The sequence below is a fragment of the Actinoplanes subtropicus genome (assembly GCF_000721705.1).
Taxonomy (GTDB): Bacteria; Actinomycetota; Actinomycetes; order Mycobacteriales; family Micromonosporaceae; genus Actinoplanes; species Actinoplanes subtropicus.
Genome location: NZ_JOJL01000004.1, coordinates 377,580 through 398,486, shown reverse-complemented (window position 1 = coordinate 398,486; position 20,907 = coordinate 377,580). Strand labels below are relative to the sequence as shown.

The following is a 20,907-nucleotide window of genomic DNA, read 5'->3' as shown; positions in this document are numbered from 1 at the left end:
TTTCACCCCTTCTGCCGGGACTGGTACCGCTCGGCGACGTCCTCGGCCAGCCGCTGCCCCCGTTTCAGGGCCTCGTCGACCGACATCTGCCCGGCGATCGCCGAGCTCACGTACTGCGACACCTGGGTGCCCAGGTCGGTGAACTCGGGGATGTCGATGAACTGGATGCCGATCGCGGGCCGCGGCTGCACCCCGGGATTGCGCGGGTCGGCGCTCGAGATGGCCGCCTCGGTCGGCGCCGCGAACGCCTGCGCCACGTTCAGGTAGTCCTGGTTCTTGTACGTCGAGGTCCGCTTCCCGGCCGGCACGCTGGACCAGCCGACCTGCCGCCCGACCAGCTCCTCGTACTGGCGGCTGGACGCCCAGGAGATGAACTTCCAGGCGTTGTCCTTCTTCTTGCTGGCCTGCTGGATGCTCCAGGACCACGCGTACAGCCAGCCCGAGCTCTTCGTCTTGTCGACCGGTGCGGCGACGTAGCCGATCTTGCCCTTGACCGGGGACTTGTCGGCCTCCAGCGAGCCGGCCGCGCTGGTCGCGTCGTACCACATCGCGGTGTTGCCCTGGACCATGTTGTTCAGGCACTCGGTGAAGCCGGCCTGCGGGGCGCCGTTCTCGCCGTGCGCGCGGACCAGATCGACGTAGAACTTGGTGGCGGCGGTGAACTCGGGCGAGTCGACCTCGGGCGTCCAGTCCTTCTGGAACCAGGTCCCGCCGAAGGTGTTGACCACGGTGGTGAGCGGGGCGAAGACCTGGCCCCAGCCGGGCTGGCCGCGCAGGCAGATGCCGCGCATGCCGGGCTGCTTGTTGTCGATCTGGGCGGCGATGCCGGCGACCTGCTGCCAGGTGGGGTGGTCCGGCATGGTGATGCCGGCCTGCTGCAGCACATCCTTGCGGTACATCAGGAACGAGGACTCGCCGTAGAACGGCTCGCCGTACAGCTTGCCGTCGTCGGCGGTCAGCGACTGGGTCATCGACGGCAGGATGTCGGCCTGGTCGAACTGGGTGTCGGCCTTGGTGTAGTCGTCCAGCGGCGCGATCCACTTCGACTTCGCGTAGATCGGGATCTCGAAGTTGCTCAGCGACGCGACGTCGTACTGGCCGGCCTGGCTGGAGAACTCCTGGCTGATCTTGTCGCGGACGTCGTTCTCCGGCAGCACGGTGAAGTTCACGTGGATGCCGGTCGTCCTGGTGAAGTTGGCCTCGGTGAGCCGCTGCAGGTCGATCATCTGCGGGTTGTTGACCATCAAGACGTTGATCGTGTCCGGCCCGCCGCCGCCCGGGCCGCCGCCCCAGCCGGCGCACCCGGCGCTGGTCGCGGTGAGTGCGGCGGTGCAGGTCAGAGCAAGAACAGACCGGAGGCGTACGCGGACCATCGGGCCTCCCCGTCGAGGCTGTGACGCGGGTAACACAACGGCCTCAGTAGATGCCTGAGATCACCCGATGTCAACCGTTCGTCACGTTCAGCAGCCCGAACGGCCTAGCGCCTGTGTCGAGGTCGGGGCCGCAGCCCGTCTCCCACCTCGACACAGGCGCTACGGCACCACCCGAGCGGACCTTCCGAAGACCGCCACCACGTCGCCCGGGTGCAACTGGCGGCCGCGGCGGGTGTCCACCTCGCCGTTGACCGTCACGTCGCCGGACGCGATCAGCACCTTGCCCTCGCCGCCGGTGTCGATGAGATCCGCCAGCTTGAGAAACTGTCCGAGCCTGATCATGTCCCCGCCGATCGCCACGTCACGCATCCCGACATCATCTCGAATTGCCTCGGAAAAGAAGCCGGCGGGTGTTGAACCATTCGAACGCCGATTACGAACTACCCCTCGTGAGGCACTTCCACCTGGCCCGCCGAGCGGGCGTACCCGTGCTGGCCGCGGCGATCGGCGCCCTGATCGCCGCCCCCGCCCTCGCCGACGCGACGGTCACCCCCGCGACCTCCGTGCAGGGCGCCGGCGACAACCTGACCTTCCACGTGACCAACACCGGGACCGCGCCCCTGGCGACGGTGACCCTGAAGATCCCGGACGACGCGCCGGTGGCGGAGGTCTATCCGCTGACGATCGACCAGTGGGCCCCGAAGATCCAGATGAAGACGCTGTCCACGCCGCTGAAGACCGAGATGGGCATGGAGGCGACGCAGACCACGGCGTCGATCACCTGGCTCGCGGTCGGCGGCCACCAGCTCGCGCCGGGCAAGTCCGCGGACCTGCCGATCGCGCTCGGGCCGCTGCCCACGCTGAGCTCGATGCAGTTCACGGTCAGCGCCACGTACGTGAACGGCTCCCCCGCGCCCGCGATGCCGCCGGTGACCCTGACGCTCACGCCCCCCGCGGCCGGTCAGGCCGCCCCCGGGCAGGCCGCGACCGGCCACCAGCACGGCGGCACGGCGACCGACGGCACCGGTACCGCCACCGACCCGCAGTCGGCGGCGGAGGACGCGACCTTCAAGAAGGCGGTGGACGACGCGACCCGCGGCCCCTCGATCTGGTCGATCGGCGGCTGGGTGGTGGCGGCGCTGGCCCTGCTCGCCGGGGCCTTCTACTACCTGCGCGGCCGGCACCGGGCGGAGGACGACGAGCCCGAGGACGAGCAGCCGGAGGCCGCCGCCGAACAGCAGTCCGAGCAGCAGGAGCAGTCCGCGAAGGAGCCGGTGACGGCCGGGAAGTGGAGCCTGAAGTAAACAGACTCCCGCGCTGGTGGACGCGGGAATGTGTCGTGCTGATGCGCGTGGGGCGCGGAACACGACCGGCGAGTGGGGTCCATTTGGGCATGGCCCGCGACTCGCGGACGACGGGGTGGAAGGGGTTCGGCCCTTCCACCCCGTCGCGCTATCGCCAAAAGATCAGACCGATACCGTACGCGGTGACCGCAGCGCCTCGATGATCTCCCGCTCCACCCGCTCGGCGTCCTCGTGCGGCACCTGGCAGGTCCCGGCGGCGATGTGCCCGCCCCCGCCGTACCGCAGCATCACCTCGCCCACGTCCACCGGCGAGCTCCGGTCGAGGATCGACTTGCCGCAGGCGAAGACCGTGTTCAGCTTCTGCCGCCCCCAGATGATGTGGACCGACACCCGGGCCTCGGTGTACAGCGCGTACACCATGAACCGGTTGCCGGCGTGGATCACCTCCTCGTCGCGCAGGTCGACCACCACGACGTCGCCGTCCACCCGGCTGACCCGCTTCAGCTGCAGGATGAACAGGTCGCACTCGGTGCGGTACAGCTCGGCCCGCTCGGCCACGTCCGGCAGCCGGAGGATCTCGTCCACGTCCTGGATCTCCAGGCAGGCGTCGATCAGCTGCATCATCAGCTGGTAGTTGGAGATCCGGAAGTCCCGGAAACGGCCCAGCCCGGTGCGGCTGTCCATCAGGAAGTTCAGCAGCGTCCAGCCCTTGGGCTTCAGGATGTCGTCCATCGTGAACTGCGCGGAGTCGGCCTGGTCGACCGCGCGCATCAGGCCGTCGGAGACCTTCGGGAAGCGCGCCCGGCCGCCGAAGTGCTCGTAGATCACCCGGGCGGCCGAGGGTGCCTCGGCGTCGATGATGTGGTTCTCCAGGTTCCCCTCGTTGCGCAGCGTCTCCGAGTGATGGTGGTCGAAGACCAGGTGCGCGCCGGGCGCGTACGGCAGGTTGGTCAGAATGTCGTTCTCGGTGACCTCGACCTCACCGTCCTGCACGTCCTTGGGGTGCACGAACTTGATGTCGTCGATCATGTCCAGATGCTTGAGCAGTACGGCGCACACCAGGCCGTCGAAGTCGCTTCGGGTCACGAGCCGGTACTTCACGAATCCCCCTCAGGTGCCAGGCCACCATCCGACCGCCCCGCCCGCCACCCAAGGACGGCCTGAAGGCTTATTTACCCAGTTTGCCACTTTTGTCGTGGTGGCCCTGCTCGCATCGAGGGATGAATCGAACGTGGGACACGTGAGCTGCGTAGTGTTTCGTCGGACGCCTACGACGGTCGGAGGACTGGCAGACGATGGACAACGTTCCGCAGCTCATCCAGGAGCGCAGCGCCCCACCAGCCACACTGGTGATCTTCGGTGCCTCGGGTGACCTGACCCGCCGCAAGCTGCTGCCGGCGGTGGAGAGCCTCGCCCGGCACAACCGCCTTCCCAGCGAGTTCGCGCTCGTCGGCGTGGCCCGTACCCCGATGGCCGACGACCAGTTCGCCGCCAGCGCGCTCGGCGGCCGCAACCTGGCCGACAAACCGCAGCTCCAGGGCGGGATCCGGTACGTCTCCGGCGGCTACGACGACCCGGAGACGTACAAGCGCCTCGGCGAGGTCCTCGACGAGCTCGACGCGGCCCGCGGCACCGGCGGCAACCGCCTGTTCTACCTGTCCACCCCCGCCGAGGCGTTCGAGCCGGTGATCAACGGCCTGGCCGGCGCCGGGCTCAACCACGCCCGCGAGGGCTCGTTCTCCCGGCTGGTCATCGAGAAGCCGTACGGCCACGACCTGCCCAGCGCCCGCGAGCTGGACGGCATCGTGCACGCCGCCTTCGACGAGCCGCACGTCTTCCGGATCGACCACTACCTGGGCAAGGACACCGTGCAGAACGTCCTGGCCCTGCGCTTCGCCAACTCGATCTTCCAGCCGATCTGGGACCGCTCCTGGGTCGACCACGTGCAGATCACCGTGGCCGAGACCCTCGGCGTCGGCACCCGCGGCGGCTTCTACGAGCACGCCGGCGCCATGCGCGACATCGTGCAGAACCACGTGCTGCAGGTCCTCGCGCTCGCGCTGATGGAGCCCCCGGCCTCGTTCGACGCCGAGGGCCTGCGCAACGAGAAGGTGAAGCTGCTGCAGGCGATCCGGCTGCCCACCCACCGCGACATCGCCGACCTGTCGGTACGCGGCCAGTACACCCGCGGCGGCACCCGCGAGGACCTGATGGCCGGCTACCGCGAGGAGGTCGGCGTCGACCCGCTGTCCCGCACCGAGACGTACGCGGCGATGCGGCTCAACGTCGACAACTGGCGCTGGGCGGGCGTCCCCTTCTACGTCCGCACCGGCAAGCGGCTGCCGGCCCGGGTCACCGAGGTGGCCCTGCAGTTCCAGCGCCCGCCCCACCTGCCGATCCCGCAGGACCAGCTCACCGGCCTCGAGGCCGACGCCCTGATCCTGCGCATCCAGCCGAACGAGGGCATCTCCCTGCGCTTCGGCGCCAAGGTGCCCGGCCACTCGTTCCGGGTGCGCACGGCCAGCATGGACTTCTCGTACGAGCAGACCTTCGCCGAGGAGTCCCCCGAGGCATACGAGCGCCTGCTGCTGGACGCCCTGCTGGGCGACCCGACACTGTTCATCCGCACCGACGAGGTGGAACAGTGCTGGCGCATCGTCGACCCGATCATCGACCACTGGGCGAACGACCCGTCCCCCATCCCCACCTACGAGGCCGCCTCCTGGGGCCCCACGGATGCCGACCGCCTGATCGGCCGCTCCGGCCGCAAGTGGCGCAATACGGTCGACTAGTCCTGCTGGGCGAGCGTCTCCGCCATGATCTCCAGCAGGGCGGAGACGTCCCCGGCCGTGTCGGCCGGGAACGGCTCGGGCTCCTCGCAACGGTCGAGCAGCAGCTCGATGAGGGCGGCCTGATTGACGATCCCGGCGGCGTCGATCGAGCCCGGCAGGATCCGGATCTCCAGGGTGTCGCGCTTCGGGCGGTCGGTGAGCAGCTGGGTCAGGTTGACGTCGAAGTACTTGGTCAGGTTGCCCTCGTCGGCGGCCTTGCGCAGCTCGTCCATCGACGGCGTCACCCGGCTTGCGGCGGCCACCAACCCGGCCGGGAGCGGGGCCAGGCGGCGGCACGCCGGGTTGGTCCGCAGCAGCTCGCGCAGCGCCTCGCGGTAGTGCGCGACGAGCAGCACCACGTTGGCGAGGGCCCGCGGCACCCGGAACGGGCCGCCATCGACATGCAGATGCACGGCCGCCTCCCGAGGCACAGTGAACCCGAGCGAGCGGGCCGCCCCGAGCAACTCCTCGAGGGCCTCGAAATGACCGGAAGCGATCGGCGGCGTGACGATCTCGCACGGGCGCTCCCGCTCGCCCCCCTGCGGCGCGGCCAGCGCGATCGTGGCCGCCGACGGGTCGTCGAGCCGGACCACGCCACCCACCCGCTCGGTCGCGACCCCCCACAGCTCGGCGACCGGATCGAGCACCCGCTCCAGCGGCGCCGCCGGGTCGCATTGCCGCGCCAGCAGGGCGATCAACCGGGGATCGTCGCTCAGCAGCCGATACCAGCCCGATGGGGCCGCCGCACGCGGGTCGAGGTCGTCCCGCAGGGTGATGTCGTCGACCAGGGTGCACAGCGGCGAGCCGTCCGCGCGCACCACCTCGAACCCCTGGGTCAGATGCAGGAACCGCCCCAGGCCCGGGACCAGGGACGGTTCGCTGTCGGAATGCCACACCGGCCGGGTCCGGCCGCCGAGGCGTCCGGCCAGGTCGTGGGCGAGGCTGCGCCGGCTGCGGCCCGGCGGGGCCATCAGCTCGATCTCGAAGCCGGTACGCCGGCGCAGGCGGGGGGTCACGGCTGGATCGGCAGCGTCTGACCGGCGAGAATCCGCTTCCCGCCCTCGATCTTGGCGGCCCACGCGTCCTTCAGGTGCCAGAGCTTGGCCAGCCTGACCGCGTCGTCGACGTGGTAGCCCTTGCCGTAGAAGGCGTCGACCTCCTTCTGCGTCCTCGCCGCCGCGACGTTGGCCGGCTTCGGCTTGACCGGCAGCGTCTGGCCGGCCAGCAGCTTCTTGCCGGCCATGGTCTTGGCGTCGCTCGGGTCGGCGAGATGCCAGATCTTGGCCAGCTGCACCGCCTCGGCCCAGGTGTAGCCGTTGTCGAAGAAGGCGGCCAGCTGCGCCTCCTCGGCCTTGATCTCGGGGTCGTTCGGGTTCGGCGTCGGGTCGGGCGGGTTCGGCGTGGCCGGGAACGGCAGCGTCTCGCCGGCCAGCAACCGCCGGCCGGCCTCGGCCTTGACGTTGCCGATGTCGGCCTTGACGTGCCACAGCGCGGCCAGATGGACCGCGTCGTCGTAGTCGTAGCCGGCGGCGAAGTAGGCGTTCCAGTACCGGTCCAGGTCGGCCTGGCTCATCGACGGGATGGTCGAGGGCGCGGCGGAGCTGGGGACGGCTCCGGCGGGAAAGCTGACGGTGGACGTGTTACGGGCGTTGCCGGGGAGCAGGTTGGGCAGGGTCACCACCCCGGCCACCGCGACGGCGGCGAGCACGGTGCCGCCCGCGACCTGAAGGCTCCGGCGGCGGCGGCGGTATTTGGTCGACAGTTCCTGCACCCGGGCGTAGACGGCGTCCGGGTCGGGAGTCCCGGTCTCGTATGTCTCGAAGGCCTCGCGCAGCTGCTCTGCGTGGTCGGTCACGACTTCTCCTCGGCATGGATACGTTCCCGCTCCGACAGGCGGAGCGTTCGGAGCGCCCTCGAGGCATGGCTGCGCACCGTCGCGGGCGCACAACCGATCAGATCCGCGATCTGCTCGTCCTCGAGCTGCTCGTAGTACCGCAGCACGAGCACGGCACGCTGCTTGCGGCCCAGCGTCGACAGCCGGGCCCACAAGGCGTCCGCTTCGACGACTCCCTCGGCGTGGTCGACCACTCCGCCCCGGGCGTCATCGAGATCGACGAGACGTTCACCCACCGCGTGCACGTGCCGGAACTGCCAGCTGCGCCGCCACGACAGGTACTCGTTGAGCACCATGCGCCGCACGTACGCCTCGGGCGAGTCCGACGCGCTGATCCGCCGCCACCGGGAGTGTGCCCGCGCGAGCACTTCCTGGACGACATCCTGCGCGAGGTCGCGGTCACCGGTCAGGACCACCGCGTAACGCAGGAGGGATTGCAGCCGGGCCATCGCGAATTCCTCGAAGGTCACGCTCTCTACGACGGTCGCCGCCGGCCGTTTGTGCAGTGGCATGCCAAATATTTACGCCTGTTTACGGGCGGTCAGTACCTCCAGGGCCTTGGCAGCGTGCTCCTGCATGTTCGTCTCGGAGTGGATCACGTCGAGCACCCTCCGGTCGGTGTCGATCACGAAGGTGACCCGCCGGGTGCTCAGCGGGCCGAGCGGGAGCCGCCGCTTGACGCCAAGTTTGGCGGCGACGGTGCTGTCCGGGTCGCTCAGCAGCGGGTAGTCGAAGCTGTTCAGCTCGGCCCACTTCTTCTGCTTGTCCGGCTTGTCGCGGCTGATCCCGATCCGCTGGGCGCCCGCCTCGCGGAACTCGGCGGCCAGGTCGCGGAAGGTGCAGGCCTCGGCGGTGCAGCCGCTGCTCATCGCGGCCGGGTAGAAGAACAGCACGACCGGGCCGCCGGCCAGGTACTCGCTCAGCGACCGCGGCACGCCGTCCTGGTCGGGCAGCTCGAAGTCGTCGATCACGTCGCCTTTGTTTGCCATGGCAAACAAGTTACTCGGCCATACCGGCGAGTAACAGATCGCCCACTCATCCGTAGCGGATGATCCGGGCCTCCGCCGCGATCGAGAGGCTTGGTCCACACGCCCAAGGAGGGGGACACCGAATGGCGGAGTCCGGCACCGCGACCGCGGAGGTGAGTGCCCCGCAGAAGCTCACGTTCCTGACGATGACCGCGATGGTGGTCGGCTCGATGGTCGGGGCCGGCGTGTTTTCGCTGCCCAGACGGTTCGCGCAGGAGACCGGGGTGGCGGGCGCGCTGATCGCGTGGGTGATCGCCGGCGCCGGGATGCTGATGCTGGCGTTCGTCTTCCAGTACCTGGCGGTACGGCGGCCGGACCTGGACGCCGGTGTCTACGCGTACGCAAAAGCCGGTTTTGGCGAATATCTCGGCTTTTTCGCCGCCTTCGGGTACTGGGCCAGCGCCTGTGTGGGGAACGTCACCTACTGGGTGCTGATCATGAGCACGGTCGGAGCCATCGCGCCGGCGCTCGGCGAGGGCGACACGATCCTCGCGGTGGCGCTCTCCTCGGTCTGCGTCTGGGTCTTCTTCTACCTGGTGCAGCGGGGCGTGAAGGACGCCGCGGTGATCAACCGGATCGTCACGATCGCGAAGGTCGTCCCGATCATCGTGTTCGTCTTCCTCGCCCTGTTCGCGCTCGACCCGAAGGTGTTCGCCGACAACTTCACCGGCAACGCCGACGTCGGCTCGCTCTTCGAGCAGGTGCGCGGGACGATGCTGGTCACCGTCTTCGTCTTCCTCGGCGTCGAGGGCGCGAGCGTGTACTCGCGGCACGCCGAGCGCCGCGAGGACGTCGGGCGGGCGACCGTGCTGGGCTTCCTCAGCGTCTTCGCGATCTTCGCGTCGGTGACCATCGTGTCGTACGGGATCCTGCCCTACGACCGCATCGCCCAGCTGCGGCAGCCGTCGATGGGCGGCGTCCTGGAGGCCGCCTACGGCACCTGGGGCAACGTCTTCGTCAGCGTCGGCCTGATCATCTCGGTGCTCGGCGCGTACCTGGCCTGGACGCTGATGGCCGCCGAGGTGCTGTACGTGGCGGCCCAGGACAAGGACATGCCGCGGTTCCTGGCGGTCACCCGGCACGGCGACGTGCCCTACAACTCGCTGCTGCTGAGCACGATCCTGATCCAGGTCGTCCTGATCGTCACCTACTTCTCGGAGGACGCCTTCAACTTCGCGCTGGACCTGACCAGCGCGCTGACCCTGATCCCGTTCCTGCTGGCGGCCGCGTTCGCGCTCCGGCTGGCCCGGGGCAGGTACGTCGCGATCGCGGGGCTGGCCACGGCGTACACCATCTTCCTGCTTTTCGCGGCGGGCCTGAAATTCGTGCTGGTCTCGTTCATCGTGTACGCCCCCGCGACGGTCCTGTTCGTGATGGCCCGCCGCGAGCAGGGCCGCCGGGTGTTCTCCCCGGGCGAGCTCGTCATCCTCGTCGTCTCCGTGGCCGGCGCGATCACCGGGATCGTCGCGCTGGCGGCCGGCTGGATCTCGATCTGACTCGGCCGGCTGGATCTCGATCTGACATAAGGACGGTGCAGAGCATGAACAGCCACGGCGTCTACTCCGAGGTCGGCACCCTGCGGAAGGTCCTGGTCTGCGCGCCGGGCCTGGCGCACCGCCGGCTCACCCCGACCAACGCCGACGACCTGCTCTTCGACGACGTGATGTGGGTGGAGAACGCCCAGCGCGACCACGCCGACTTCGTCGACAAGCTGCGCCGGCGCGGCGTCGAGGTGCTCGAGCTGCACGACCTGCTGGCCCAGACGATGGCGATCCCGGACGCGCGGCAGTGGCTGCTCGACCGCAAGATCACGCCGAACGAGGTGGGCCTCGGGCTGGTCGACGACACCCGGGGCTTCCTGGAGACCCTGGAGCCGCGGGAGCTGGCCGAGTACCTGATCGGCGGGCTGGCCACCAGCGACCTGCCGGACGACTTCCGCTCCGGGTACGTGACGCTGGCGAGGGAGTCGACCGGCGTACGCGAATATCTGATGCCGCCGCTGCCGAACACGCTCTACACCCGGGACACCACGTGCTGGCTGTACGGCGGGGTCACGCTCAACCCGCTCTACTGGCCGGCCCGGCACGACGAGACGCTGCTGATGAAGGCGATCTACCAGTTCCACCAGGACTTCGCCGGCAACCGGATCTGGTGGGGCGACCCGTCGCTCGACTGGGGTCAGGCGACGTTCGAGGGCGGCGACGTGATGCCGGTCGGCAACGGGGTGGTGCTGATCGGGATGAGCGAGCGCACCTCCCGGCAGGCGATCACCCAGGTCGCCGCGGCGCTGTTCGAGAACGAGGCGGCTTCGCAGGTCATCGTGGCCGGGATGCCGAAGCTGCGCTCGGCGATGCACCTGGACACGGTGTTCACCTTCGCCGACATCGACGTGGTGACGCTCTATCCGAGGATCGTGGACGCGATCCACACGTTCACGCTGCGGCCGGGCAACGAGGGGAAGGTCGACGTGACCGACCACGGGCCGGCGCCGTTCGTGGAGGTGGTGGCCTCCGCTCTGGGGCTGCCGTCGCTGCGGGTGATCGAGACCGGCGGTGACGTTTACGCGTCGGAGCGGCAGCAGTGGGACAGCGGCAACAACGCGGTCGCCCTCTCCCCCGGCGTGGTCTTCACGTACGACCGCAACACGCTGACCAACACGCTGCTGCGCAACGCGGGCATCGAGGTCATCACGATCGTCGGGGCGGAGCTCGGGCGCGGGCGCGGCGGCGGGCACTGCATGACGTGCCCGCTCATCCGGGATGCGGTGAAGTTCTGACCATGTCGATCACGTACGAGGCGCTGGCGCTGTTCCTGGCCCTCGTGGGGCTGTACAGCCCGATCGCGGCACTGTCGTCGTACCTGCCGGTGGTCCGGCCGTTCGGGCACGCGCGGCAGGTGAAGCTGGCGATCGGGCTGGCCGTCAACGTGGCGGTGTTCGTGCTGGCGGCGATCTGGGTCGGCGATCCCCTGCTGGAGTTGCTCGGGATCAGCCCGGCGGCGCTGACTGCCACCGGCGGGATCGCGCTGATCTTCGCGTCGGTGCCGATGATGCGGGGCACCGCCACGGACATGTCGCCGGAGCCCGCGACGTCTCGCTCAGCGAGTATCTCGCGGAGCGAGTATCTCGCCGACGGAGATACTCGCCCGGCGAGTATCTCGGCGCGCGAGCATCTTGCCGAGCGAGATACTCGCCCGGCGAGTAACTCGGCGCGCGAGCATCTCGCTGAGGAAGATACTCGCTCGGTTAGTATCTCGCTCGGCGAGAATCTCGCTGAGCGTGAGAGCGTGCGCAACTGGCGGACCACGCTGTTCTCGCCGATCACGTTTCCGCTGACCGTGGGCGGGGCGACGTTCGCCATCTCGGCCGCGGCCTCGGCCGACGTCGGCACCACCCACGGCCGGGTGCTGCTGTCGATCACGGCGGCCGCGTACGGGCTGGTCACCGGGGTGACGCTCTACGCGTCCGGGCACGTGGAGAAACGGATCTCGCCGCAGGCCAGCAGGTTCCTCGACAAGATCGCCGGCATCCTGCTGACCTGCATCGCGGTGATCCTGCTGACCAACGGCTTCACGGACCTGGTGATGGCCCGGATCGGAAGGGGCTGAAGTCATGAGCGAACCGGCCACACCGACGGGCGGCACAACGGGCTCGGCAGGCATGGGTCCGGCAGGCATGGGTCCGGCAGGCATGGGTCCGGCAGGCATGGGTCCGGCAGGCGCGAGCCCGCCGGGCGCGGCGACGCCGGGAGAGACGGGGGCGCGGCGGGCCTCGACCGGGCTGCTGATCGCGGGCGGCGTGGTGCTGCTGCTCGTCGCCGGGGTGCTCGGCGGGCTCATCGGGCGGGCCTCCGCCACCGGCGACTCCGCCGGCGGCACGTGCGCCGCCACGAAGATCGCGGACGACGTACTGCCGTCGGTGGTGACGGTGCTCGTGTCGAACGGGGCGTCGGCGGGCAACGGGAGCGGCGAGGTGATCCGGGACGGCGGGTACGTGCTGACCAACGACCACGTCATCTCGCCGGCCGGGGCGAGGGGGACGGTCGAGGCGCTGTTCAGCGGCGGGCAGACCGCGCCCGCCAAGGTGGTCGGCCGGGCCCCGCGGGTGGACCTCGCCGTCCTGAAGGTGGACCCGCCGGGCGGCACGCCGCTGATCGGCATCGGCAAGTCGTCGGCGCTGCGGGTCGGCCAGCCGGTGGTCGCGCTCGGCGCCCCGCTCGGCCTCTCCGGCACGGTCACCGCCGGGATCGTCAGCGCGCTCGGCCGGGACGTGCCGGTCCCCGGCGACAACGGCGTCACCGCCATCCTGCCCGGCGCCGTGCAGACCGACGCCTCGATCAACCCGGGCAACTCCGGTGGCGCACTGGTGGACTGCGCCGGCGACCTGATCGGGGTCAATACGGCGATCGCCACGGTACCGACCGCATCCGGCGAGGGCGGCGGCGGGAGCGTCGGCATCGGCTTCGCGATCCCGGTGGACGTGGCGATGGTGGTGGCCGACCAACTGATCGCGAACGGGTCGTACACGCCGCCGTCGATGGGCGTGGAGTCGGTTCCGGTGTCCGCCCCGGTGGCCGAGCAGTTCGGCGTGCCGACCGGGCTGTATCTGCGGGTGGTCGCGCCGGGCGGGCCGGCGGACAAGGCGGGCCTGAAGGAGAGCGACATCGTCACCGCGATCGAGGGCCGGCCGATGAACAACCCGGAGAGCCTGTTCCTGGCGACCGTCGGGAAGAAGCCGGGCGACCAGGTCAGGGTGCAGTACAGCCGGGGCGGTTCGGCCGGGACGGCGACGGTGACACTCGCCTGAAGATCCACCGGGGGCGATCCGAGGGGAGGGTCGATAGGCTGTTCGTCACCCCCGCTCTCCACCGAAAGCGACACCGCCATGCAGGTCTCGGTCGCGCACCACCCGCCGAACACGGCCGTGCTGGTGCTGCGTGGTTCCCTCGACATCGACACGGCGCCCGCCCTCAAGGCGAACCTGAACCGGCTCGTCGAACGCCCCAGTCCGCGCGTCGTGGTGGACGTGTCCGGGCTGGACTTCTGCGACTCGATGGGGGTGGGCGTGCTGGTCACCGCGAGCGGCCGGGCCACCGAGCGGGGCGGCTGGGTGCGGCTGGCGGCGCCGTCCGGCTTCCTGCGGCGACTGTTCGACACGCTGGGCCTGACCGACTATCTGGCGTTGTTCCCGGACGTGGCGACCGCCCTCAAGGACTGAAGGCGGCCGCCGTACGTCAGGCGTACGCAATCATGGGTTTGATCTTCAGCTGGTCAGGCCGAACGCGATGCGGCCCAGGGTGTCCTCGGTACCGTGGAAGCCCTCGGCCGGCAGGAAGGCGCTGTCGCCGAAGTCGACGTCCACGTCGTCGGCGGTGCCGCCGATGCCGTCCGGGCCGACCCCGAAGAGGGTGCCGAAGCCGGTGCCGCCCGCGTCCATCAGGTTGGGCAGCGCGTCCGCGTTGTCGGTGTGGAAGTCGCCGAAGAAGTGCCCGGCCTCGTGCGAGATCACGTTGCTCAGCGCCCGGCCGAGGAACGCGATCCGGTCGCTCTGCGGGGTCAGATACGTGTTCAGCGAGGCCTCGGTGTCCCCGGCCGGGGCGCTGAGCACGTCCAGCAGCACCAGCGCGGTCTCCGCGGTCTCGAAGTTGCCCGGGTCGATGCTCTGCGAGATGCCGATGGTGTCCACACCGGACTCGGCGATGGTGCCGCCGACCACGATCCGGCTGACGTTCGCCTGACCCCACGGGTCCGTGTCGTCCTTGCTGTTCTTGATCTTCAGCTTGAACTTCGGGTTGAGGCCGCTGGCCACCATGTCCTTCTTGAGGTTCTCGGTGACGCCGGCGACGATGGCGTCCTCCAGCGCGTCCTCGTCGGCGCGGGTCAGCCCCCAGTCGGCCAGGAACGCGGCGAGCGGGCTGAGGTCGCGCTGCCCGGGCCCGCCGAAGACGCCGGTGTTGACGCGCGCGCCGTCGAAGTCCAGGAACAAGGTCTGGTTCGGGGTCTTGCCCTGCAGCGCCGGCCGATAGGCCTCGACCGTGATGTCGTACGCGCCGGAGCCGGCGGCGACACCGACGTAGTGCCAGCCGGCCTTGGTCGCGACGTAGTCGGTCACCGCGTTCCCGCCGCCGGGCAGGGGCGAGGCCATCGGATAGATGAAGGACGCGTCCTGGGCGGAGCCGTGCACCTCACGCGGCACGGTGTCGTAGACGGTGAGGTAGGTGGCCGAGCCTTTGACCGAGGCGCCGAGCACGTCGCCGGGGCGCAGCTTGACCGCGAAGAAGTCCTTGTCCACGCCGCCGGCCGTCATGGTGAGGGTGTACGGGCCCTCACTCGGCGGATTCGTGTCGCCGATGCCGTCGCCGGAGCCGGAGTCGAACGGGTTGCCGGGAAGCCCACTGTAGGCGGCCACGCAGAGGTAGAAGTCGCCGGGCGCGGTCGCGGTGTAGGTGATCTGGCTGTCCAGGCCGTTGAAGTCGTCGTTGGCGGCCAGCAGGGTGCCGTCGGGGGCGAAGAGCAGCAGGACGGTGTCGAGTGGGCCGGTGGGGGTGGCGGTCTTCAGCGTGAGCACCTGGCCGGCGGTGGCGGAGAGCTTGTAGAAGTCGAAGTCGTTGCTGCCGTCGCCGGTCTGGCGGCCGTGCGGGCCGTCGCCGATCTGGGAGTCGATGGTGGCGCCGGTGCGGAAGTCGCCGATCCCGGTGTCGCCGGCCAGGGGGATGGAGCCGTTGTCCTCGGCGGGGGCCTGGACGCTGGGGGTGCTGACCGGCTCGTTGTCCAGGCTGCCGAGGATGCGGATCTTGGAGTATTGGCTGGTGGTGGTGCCGAAGTTGGGGATGCGTTGGGCGTTGGCGGGGGTGTCGTTGCCGCCTAGGGTGCCTTTGATCTCGTCCTCGTCCACTACCACGGCGGGGGTGGTGGCGGCTTTGGCACTGGCGTTGGCGTTGGCTTTGAGGCGAGCGGCGGCTTTGGCCTTGGCCTGGGCCTTTGTGTAGTTGGCCCAGCCGGAGTAGTCGACTTTGGAGCGGTCGGGGACGTTGGCCAGGAGCGGGTTGGGGCCGGTTGGTTTGGTGCCGTACGGGGCCTTGGGGGCTATGCCGATTCCGGCTGCCAGGGAGGCGGTTTCGGCTGGGGTCAGGGTGCTGGCCTGGTGGGGTGTGGGTGTGGGTGGGGCGGCATGGGCGGTGGCTGGTGTGGTCAGTGCTAGGGCCAGAACGGCGGTGGAGATGGTGGCGATGCTGCGTCGCATCGGATCGCGTGCCCACCCTGGCTTGCCACGGCCCGACGCTGCCCACTCACCGTTCCTGCCGCCCGTTGCGGTCACCGCGTGCCCACCCTGGCTTGCCATGGCCCGACGCTGCCCACTCACCGTTCGTGCCGCCTATTGCGGTGGTGTGATTATGCGCCGGTGGAATTGATTCGATTTCATTCCGGGAGGGCAATTTTCGGGCGGAGGTTGGCATGATTCAATTAGCGCCTGGGCTTACCGGTGCGCTCTTTTCGGTGGGATAATTTTGGGGTGGGGCAGCTAGGGTTATTCTCCAGGGCTCAAATAGCCGGCATGCGCGATCGTACGAAGCGGCGGAACTATTCTCCGGAGGCCGAGCAGTTTCGTCTGGAGCATGCCCGAGCCCGTGAGGAGGGTCTGCGGCAGCGGCACGCCCTCAAGCTTTGGCGCAATCGCTGCGAGCGCGCGGCGGCAGCAGCGGCAGCGGCAGCGGCAGCGGCAGCGGAGGCAACGCCCGGGACCGCCCGCATGGATGGTCCGCCGGTGTTCGCGCCCGCGCTGTCGCCAACATCCGAGCCCGCGCTAACACCGACTCCCGCGCCGCCGCCCACGCCCGAGCCCGCGCCGCCGCCCACGCCCGAGCCCGCGCCGCCGCCCACGCCCGAGCCCGCGCCGCCGCCCACGGCCGAGCCCGAGCCCGAGCCGCCGCTCACGCCCGAGCCCGCGCCGCCGCCCACGGCCGAGCCCGAGCCCGAGCCGCCGCCCACGCCCGAGCCCGCGCCGCCGTCAACGCCCGCGCCCGAGCCCGCGCCGCCGTCAACGCCCGAGCCCGCGCCCGCGCTGCCGTCAACGCCCGCGCCCGAGCCCGCGCCGCCGTCAACGCCCGAGCCCGCGCCCGCGCTGCCGTCAACGCCCGAGCCCGCGCCCGCGCTGCCGTCAACGCCCGAGCCCGCGCCCGCGCCGCCGTCAACGCCCGAGCCCGCGCCGCCACCCACGCCCGAGCCACCGCCGGCGGTAGCGGAATCCGCTCAGACCGGGCGGGCCGTCGCTCACGCAGGCCAGCAACCCAGCCCGGCAACCAACGAAGGGAACAAACCCGCGCGTGCGGCAATTCTTCACCGGGCTCGCCATTTGGCCGCTGGGCATATTCTCGGTGCAATTTCAAGGCGAGCGACCGCCATAACCGACCCTATCACGCACGCCATCAATATCGCGATTCCGTCGAGGGCGCCTCGATCACCGGCAACATATCCGGGAAGGAGTCCGCCGCCCTGGTCCCCCGACGTCGGTTCGGTCGGAGGCGCGCGGCGGGAATTGGCAAGGTGGCGGCGGGATCGGGCTGGTGCGGGTCTACCAGCTACCAGGTCACCGGCAGGCCGGCGAAGCCTCCGGTGCGCAAGTCGCGAGCGGACCACCAGGTCGTCGACCGGCACGGTCTGGCGCAGAGTCGGCGCGGGGCTTCTCCCGAGGCCGCCACTCTGCCGGATCAGGTGCTGAACGGGGCCGGCCCGCTCCGGTGGAATTCGGAGCGGGCCGGGCGGGAGGCATCAGTAGAAGCCGCACCAGATGCTGGGGTAGTTGTGCGGTTCCCAGGCGGTCTTGATGCCGCCGACCTGCACCCATGATCCGTTCTTGAGAACGGAGATGGTGTAGTACTTGCGCGTGCCGATGGCGAAGGCGCTCCAGGTCTGGCCGTTCTTGAGCGCCGGCGAGGTGCAGGTCACCGACGTCGAGGATTCCTTCGTCCTGCTGAACCCGATGGAGGCGGCGACGTAGTCGGCCGTGACGCCGCCGTCGACCTGGATCGTCGTCGACACCGACTTCTCTCGGGTGATGCTGCAGGTGGTGCCCTCGGACCCGGTGCACGAGGCGACGCGCCGGCTGAAGTCGACGTTGTCGCTGATGGTCCGGGTCACCGCGACCTTGTACTTCGACGGCGGTGGGACGGCTGCGGCCGGGCTCGCCCCGACGGTCAGCGCGGGCGTGGCGACTGCCACCGACCCGATGACCGCCGTGGCGAGCCGGCGCAGGGAAAGGTTCTGCATATAGCCCCTCCTGTGGCGTGGACGATTGACGGGCGGCTGGGCGGTCCGGCTCCCGGCGGGGTCCGGTGGTGCGACCTCTCACCAGCCGCACCGGCCCCGCGCGGGTCGGGGACGACCAGCACCCGGTCGCGGCGTACTCCCCCGGCGTCAGGTGATGCCCTCGGCGTCCGCGCGACCGCCGACAACTGTTCCGCACCGCGCTTACCTGCGGCTCACAGCAGCCGCGCTCGGGCTTACCCCGCTCGTACCCCCGTTGTAGGGTGTCCGCTGCCATGAGCGGGGGCTCCGTGGCGGTTTGCCATAACGGGGGAACGATGCACGACTTGTTTTTCGAAGTGCTTGGTCCGATGCGGGGCCGGCGCGGGCAGACGGCGATGGCACTGCCACGATCGGCGGTGGTCCGCCGGCTGCTCGGCGTCCTGCTGCTGGCACAGGTGCCGCTGACCGCGGAACGACTGATCAAGGTCGCCTGGGCGGACCGGCTCGGGGACGTCAGCCGGGGCAGCCTGCACGTGGCGATCTCCCGGCTCCGGGAGTGGCTGCGGGCCGAGACCGGCGGCGCCGTCGTCCTGCACCACGACGGCCAGGGATATCTGCTGTCGTGCGGCGCTGACGTGGTGGACGTCCACCAGTTCCGTGACCACCTGCAGGCGGCGACGACCGGCGCCGACCAGGACCGCTACGCCCGCCTGGCCAGCGCGATGGGTCTGGTCCGCGGACCGGTGCTGGACGGTCTGGACGGCCTGGACCGCGAGGACGCCCTGGTCTCGAGGGTCGAGGACGCCGTACGTGACGCCGCGCTGGCGATGGCCACCGCGGCATCGGCGGCCGATGACCTGGAAGCCGCCACGGAGGCGCTGCAGCGGGTAGCGGCGGCGCGGCCGTTCGACGAACCGGTGCACGCTCGCTTGATCGAGCTGCTCGCCGCGACCGGGCGGCCCGCCGAGGCGCTGCTGACATTCGAGACGCTGCGGACCCGCCTGAACGACCACCTCGGCGTGCATCCGGGGCCGGAGGCGCGACGCGCGCACACCGCCGTCCTGCGGGCCGACCGGCGCACCGCCGCCGGCCCGGCCGCGGGCACGGGCCGGACCCGGCCGGGCGGCCCGTGCCGGCTGCCTCCGGACCTGCCCGACTTCACCGGGAACCAGCCGGCCGTCACCGCGCTCACCGCCATGCTGACCACGGGCGGGTCACCGGTGGCGGTGATCAGCGGCCAGGGCGGGGTGGGCAAGACGTCGCTCGCCGTGCACGCCGCCCACCGGCTCGCCAGGCACTTCCCGGACGGCCGGTGGTTCGTGCCGCTCGGCGGCAACCAGGCGCAGCCGGTGCCCGCCGGGGAGGCGCTGCGCCGCCTCCTGCGCAGCGTGGGCGAGGACCCCGGCAGCGCCACCGCGGACCTGGACGAATGCATCGACCGATACCGGGCCTGGCTGGACGGCCGCAGCGTGCTCGTGGTGCTGGACGACGCGGCCGGCGCCGCCCAGGTGCGTCCCTTCCTGCCGGGCGGGGCGAGCAGCGCCGTCCTGATCTCGACCCGGGCCCGGCTGACCACGCTGCCGGGCGCCCGGCACCTGGACCTCGACGTGATGGCCGAGGCGGAAGCCACCGCCCTCCTGCGGGGCATCATCGGCCCCGACCGGGCGGCGGCCGAGCCGCAGGCCCTGGCGGCCCTCGTGCGGCACTGTGCCCGGCTGCCCCTGGCCCTGCGGATCGTCGGGTCACGCCTGGCCGCCCGGCCCCACTGGCGCCTGGAGCAGTTGGTGGAGCGGCTGTCGGACGAGCGGCGCCGCCTGGACGAGCTGCAGATCGACGACCTCGCCGTCCGCAGCGGGCTGGCCGTCAGCTATCAGGGACTGCGACCGCCGGCCCAGCGCGCCCTGCGGGCCATCGGGTTCCTCGACCTGCCGGACATCGCCGCGCGGACGGTCGGTGCGCTGCTCGACGTGGACCTGCCCGAGGCGGAGGACCTGGTCGAGCAGCTCGCCGACGTCCGGCTGACCGAGGTGACCAGGGTGGAGGCCGGGCGGGTGCGCTACCGCATGCACGACCTGGTGCGACTGTTCGCCCGCGAGCGCGCGGTCCACGAGGACGCCGAGCAGGACCTCCGCGACGCGGTGGCGCGGGTCGCCGCGCTGGGCGTGCGGTAGGCGCTTCAGGCTTTGACGCGTTCCAGGGCGGCGACGGCCGCTCCCCGGGCGCCGGCCATGTCCAGGTCCGCGACCAGGGCGAAGGATGCCACCGCCAGCTGCTCGCGGCGCAGCTCGGTGGACTCACGCACCGTGTTGAGGAACCACTGGCGGAACTGGGGGGCGGCCTCGACCACGCCGCCGCCCAGGAGGTACGCGTGCGGGTCGGTGAAGTTGGCGGCGATCGTGAAGAGCTTGCCGATGGCGCGGGCCTGCTGGCCGAAGACCGCCAGGGCCAGGGGGTCTTCCCTCTCGCCGTAGCCGCGCAGCAGTTTCGCCGCCTTGCCGATCGGCTCGGTGGCCAGCGGGTGGTCGGGGAAGCGGGTCAGCCAGTACGGCAGGAGGTTGTTCTTGATGCCGGTCAGGGAGGCGACGCTCTCCACGTCGCCCTCGAAGCCGCAGTTGCACGCCGGGATCGGCTGGTCGGGCTCGAGGACACCGTGCAGGGGGATCTGCACGTGGCCCAGCTCGCCGGCCATGCCCGCGGCGCCGCTGACGACCCGGCCGCTCTCCACCACGCCGCCGCCCAGGCCGGTGCCGACTATCGCGGCGATCGAGGAGCGCTTCATCGCGTCGTCGCCGAAATGGCGGTGGTGGGCGTAGAGGGCGGCCGCGTTGGCGTCGTTGTTGTAGACGACCGGGAGGCCCAGCTCGGCCTCCAGGGCGCCGCGGATGTCGAAGCCGTGCCAGGAGACCTGGTTGAAGTTCGTCGAGCCCTTCGAGGAGATCACGCCGGTGGCGCTGGCCGGGCCGGGGGTGTCCAGGCCGACCGCGCGGACCAGGGTCAGCGGGGTGCTGGTCAGCTCCAGGATGTTCCGGAAGGCGTCGGCGAGGGCGGTGACCGCGGACTCGGGGCCGTCGTCCACGAGGCTCGGGTTCTCCACCAGGTGATCGACCAGGAACTGCCCGGTGGCGTCGAGCACGGTGGCGTTGTTGCAGGTGCCGCCGTTGTCGAGGCCGACGACGACCCAGCTGGCGGGGGTGCGTACGGGTTCTGGCTGATCCACGAAAGTGAGCGTACGTC

General features: G+C 70.6%; 18 protein-coding genes. 8 read left to right on the top strand and 10 right to left on the bottom strand.

Going from position 1 to position 20,907, the window contains the following annotated elements; genetic code table 11:
- Nucleotides 1–2: 2 nt before the first annotated feature.
- Together IH26_RS0107595 and IH26_RS0107590 are read right to left on the bottom strand one after the other, a co-directional pair.
- Entirely contained in the window at nucleotides 3–1,373 is a 1,371-nt protein-coding gene (locus IH26_RS0107595; protein ID WP_030435401.1) for an ABC transporter substrate-binding protein, read from the bottom strand.
- Between the two features lie 159 nt (nucleotides 1,374–1,532).
- Nucleotides 1,533–1,742 carry an RNA-binding S4 domain-containing protein gene (locus IH26_RS0107590; RefSeq protein ID WP_030435400.1) on the bottom strand — a complete coding sequence of 70 codons (210 nt, stop codon included), beginning with the start codon at nucleotides 1,740–1,742 and terminating at the stop codon, nucleotides 1,533–1,535.
- A gap of 80 nt (nucleotides 1,743–1,822) precedes the next feature.
- Between IH26_RS0107590 and IH26_RS0107585 the strand changes: the two genes are divergently transcribed.
- Complete coding sequence (locus IH26_RS0107585; RefSeq protein WP_169789733.1) at nucleotides 1,823–2,677, top strand: DUF1775 domain-containing protein; 855 nt, start codon at nucleotides 1,823–1,825, stop codon at nucleotides 2,675–2,677.
- Nucleotides 2,678–2,839: 162 nt separating this feature from the next.
- Here the strand turns inward: IH26_RS0107585 and IH26_RS0107580 are convergent, their stop codons facing one another.
- The gene (locus tag IH26_RS0107580; protein ID WP_030435398.1) at nucleotides 2,840–3,778 is read right to left on the bottom strand and encodes an exopolyphosphatase; all 939 of its coding nucleotides are present in this window, start codon (nucleotides 3,776–3,778) and stop codon (nucleotides 2,840–2,842) included.
- A 194-nt stretch (nucleotides 3,779–3,972) separates the two neighbouring features.
- Here IH26_RS0107580 and zwf point away from each other — a divergent pair, with 194 nt between their 5' ends.
- Nucleotides 3,973–5,469, top strand: a complete 1,497-nt coding sequence (gene zwf / locus IH26_RS0107575; protein WP_034213982.1) for a glucose-6-phosphate dehydrogenase — start codon at nucleotides 3,973–3,975, stop codon at nucleotides 5,467–5,469.
- Here the strand turns inward: zwf and IH26_RS0107570 are convergent.
- The 4 genes from IH26_RS0107570 to IH26_RS0107555 are packed head-to-tail and all read right to left on the bottom strand — an operon-like array spanning nucleotide 5,466 to nucleotide 8,391.
- Entirely contained in the window at nucleotides 5,466–6,524 is a 1,059-nt protein-coding gene (locus IH26_RS0107570; RefSeq protein WP_030435396.1) for an amidoligase family protein, read from the bottom strand. The two genes, zwf and IH26_RS0107570, sit on opposite strands and share 4 nt — an antisense overlap.
- Nucleotides 6,521–7,363: a hypothetical protein gene (locus tag IH26_RS0107565; RefSeq protein WP_030435395.1), complete on the bottom strand. Its 843-nt coding sequence runs from the start codon at nucleotides 7,361–7,363 to the stop codon at nucleotides 6,521–6,523. Before IH26_RS0107565 ends, IH26_RS0107570 begins: the two co-directional genes overlap by 4 nt.
- Nucleotides 7,360–7,914: a SigE family RNA polymerase sigma factor gene (locus tag IH26_RS0107560; protein ID WP_051807682.1), complete on the bottom strand. Its 555-nt coding sequence runs from the start codon at nucleotides 7,912–7,914 to the stop codon at nucleotides 7,360–7,362. Before IH26_RS0107560 ends, IH26_RS0107565 begins: the two co-directional genes overlap by 4 nt.
- 9 nt (nucleotides 7,915–7,923) lie before the next feature.
- Complete coding sequence (locus IH26_RS0107555) at nucleotides 7,924–8,391, bottom strand: peroxiredoxin (RefSeq protein WP_030435393.1); 468 nt, start codon at nucleotides 8,389–8,391, stop codon at nucleotides 7,924–7,926.
- 122 nt (nucleotides 8,392–8,513) lie between these two features.
- Here IH26_RS0107555 and IH26_RS0107550 point away from each other — a divergent pair, with 122 nt between their 5' ends.
- The 5 genes from IH26_RS0107550 (at nucleotide 8,514) to IH26_RS0107530 (ending at nucleotide 13,645) form a co-directional block, all read left to right on the top strand.
- On the top strand, nucleotides 8,514–9,926 hold the full coding sequence (locus IH26_RS0107550; RefSeq protein ID WP_030435392.1) for a basic amino acid/polyamine antiporter: 1,413 nt from the start codon (nucleotides 8,514–8,516) through the stop codon (nucleotides 9,924–9,926).
- Nucleotides 9,927–9,970: 44 nt separating this feature from the next.
- Nucleotides 9,971–11,206: an arginine deiminase gene (locus tag IH26_RS0107545; protein WP_030435391.1), complete on the top strand. Its 1,236-nt coding sequence runs from the start codon at nucleotides 9,971–9,973 to the stop codon at nucleotides 11,204–11,206.
- 2 nt (nucleotides 11,207–11,208) lie between these two features.
- The gene (locus IH26_RS57740) at nucleotides 11,209–12,036 is read left to right on the top strand and encodes a MarC family protein (RefSeq protein WP_030435390.1); all 828 of its coding nucleotides are present in this window, start codon (nucleotides 11,209–11,211) and stop codon (nucleotides 12,034–12,036) included.
- Nucleotides 12,037–12,133: 97 nt separating this feature from the next.
- A complete protein-coding gene (locus IH26_RS0107535; RefSeq protein ID WP_051807681.1) occupies nucleotides 12,134–13,234 on the top strand; it encodes a S1C family serine protease in 1,101 nt (366 codons plus the stop codon).
- A gap of 78 nt (nucleotides 13,235–13,312) precedes the next feature.
- Entirely contained in the window at nucleotides 13,313–13,645 is a 333-nt protein-coding gene (locus IH26_RS0107530; protein ID WP_030435388.1) for an STAS domain-containing protein, read from the top strand.
- A gap of 45 nt (nucleotides 13,646–13,690) precedes the next feature.
- Here the strand turns inward: IH26_RS0107530 and IH26_RS0107525 are convergent, their stop codons facing one another.
- Both IH26_RS0107525 and IH26_RS0107520 read right to left on the bottom strand, forming a co-directional pair.
- Nucleotides 13,691–15,670, bottom strand: coding sequence for a PPC domain-containing protein (locus IH26_RS0107525; RefSeq protein ID WP_030435387.1), 1,980 nt, complete (start codon nucleotides 15,668–15,670; stop codon nucleotides 13,691–13,693).
- Nucleotides 15,671–17,196: 1,526 nt separating this feature from the next.
- A complete protein-coding gene (locus IH26_RS0107520; RefSeq protein WP_030435386.1) occupies nucleotides 17,197–17,694 on the bottom strand; it encodes a hypothetical protein in 498 nt (165 codons plus the stop codon).
- A gap of 374 nt (nucleotides 17,695–18,068) precedes the next feature.
- Here IH26_RS0107520 and IH26_RS53260 point away from each other — a divergent pair, with 374 nt between their 5' ends.
- Nucleotides 18,069–19,844 carry an AfsR/SARP family transcriptional regulator gene (locus IH26_RS53260; RefSeq protein ID WP_169789732.1) on the top strand — a complete coding sequence of 592 codons (1,776 nt, stop codon included), beginning with the start codon at nucleotides 18,069–18,071 and terminating at the stop codon, nucleotides 19,842–19,844.
- Between the two features lie 5 nt (nucleotides 19,845–19,849).
- Here IH26_RS53260 and IH26_RS0107510 read toward each other — a convergent pair whose 3' ends face one another.
- A complete protein-coding gene (locus tag IH26_RS0107510; RefSeq protein WP_030435384.1) occupies nucleotides 19,850–20,890 on the bottom strand; it encodes an ROK family protein in 1,041 nt (346 codons plus the stop codon).
- Between the last annotated feature and the right edge of the window lie 17 nt (nucleotides 20,891–20,907).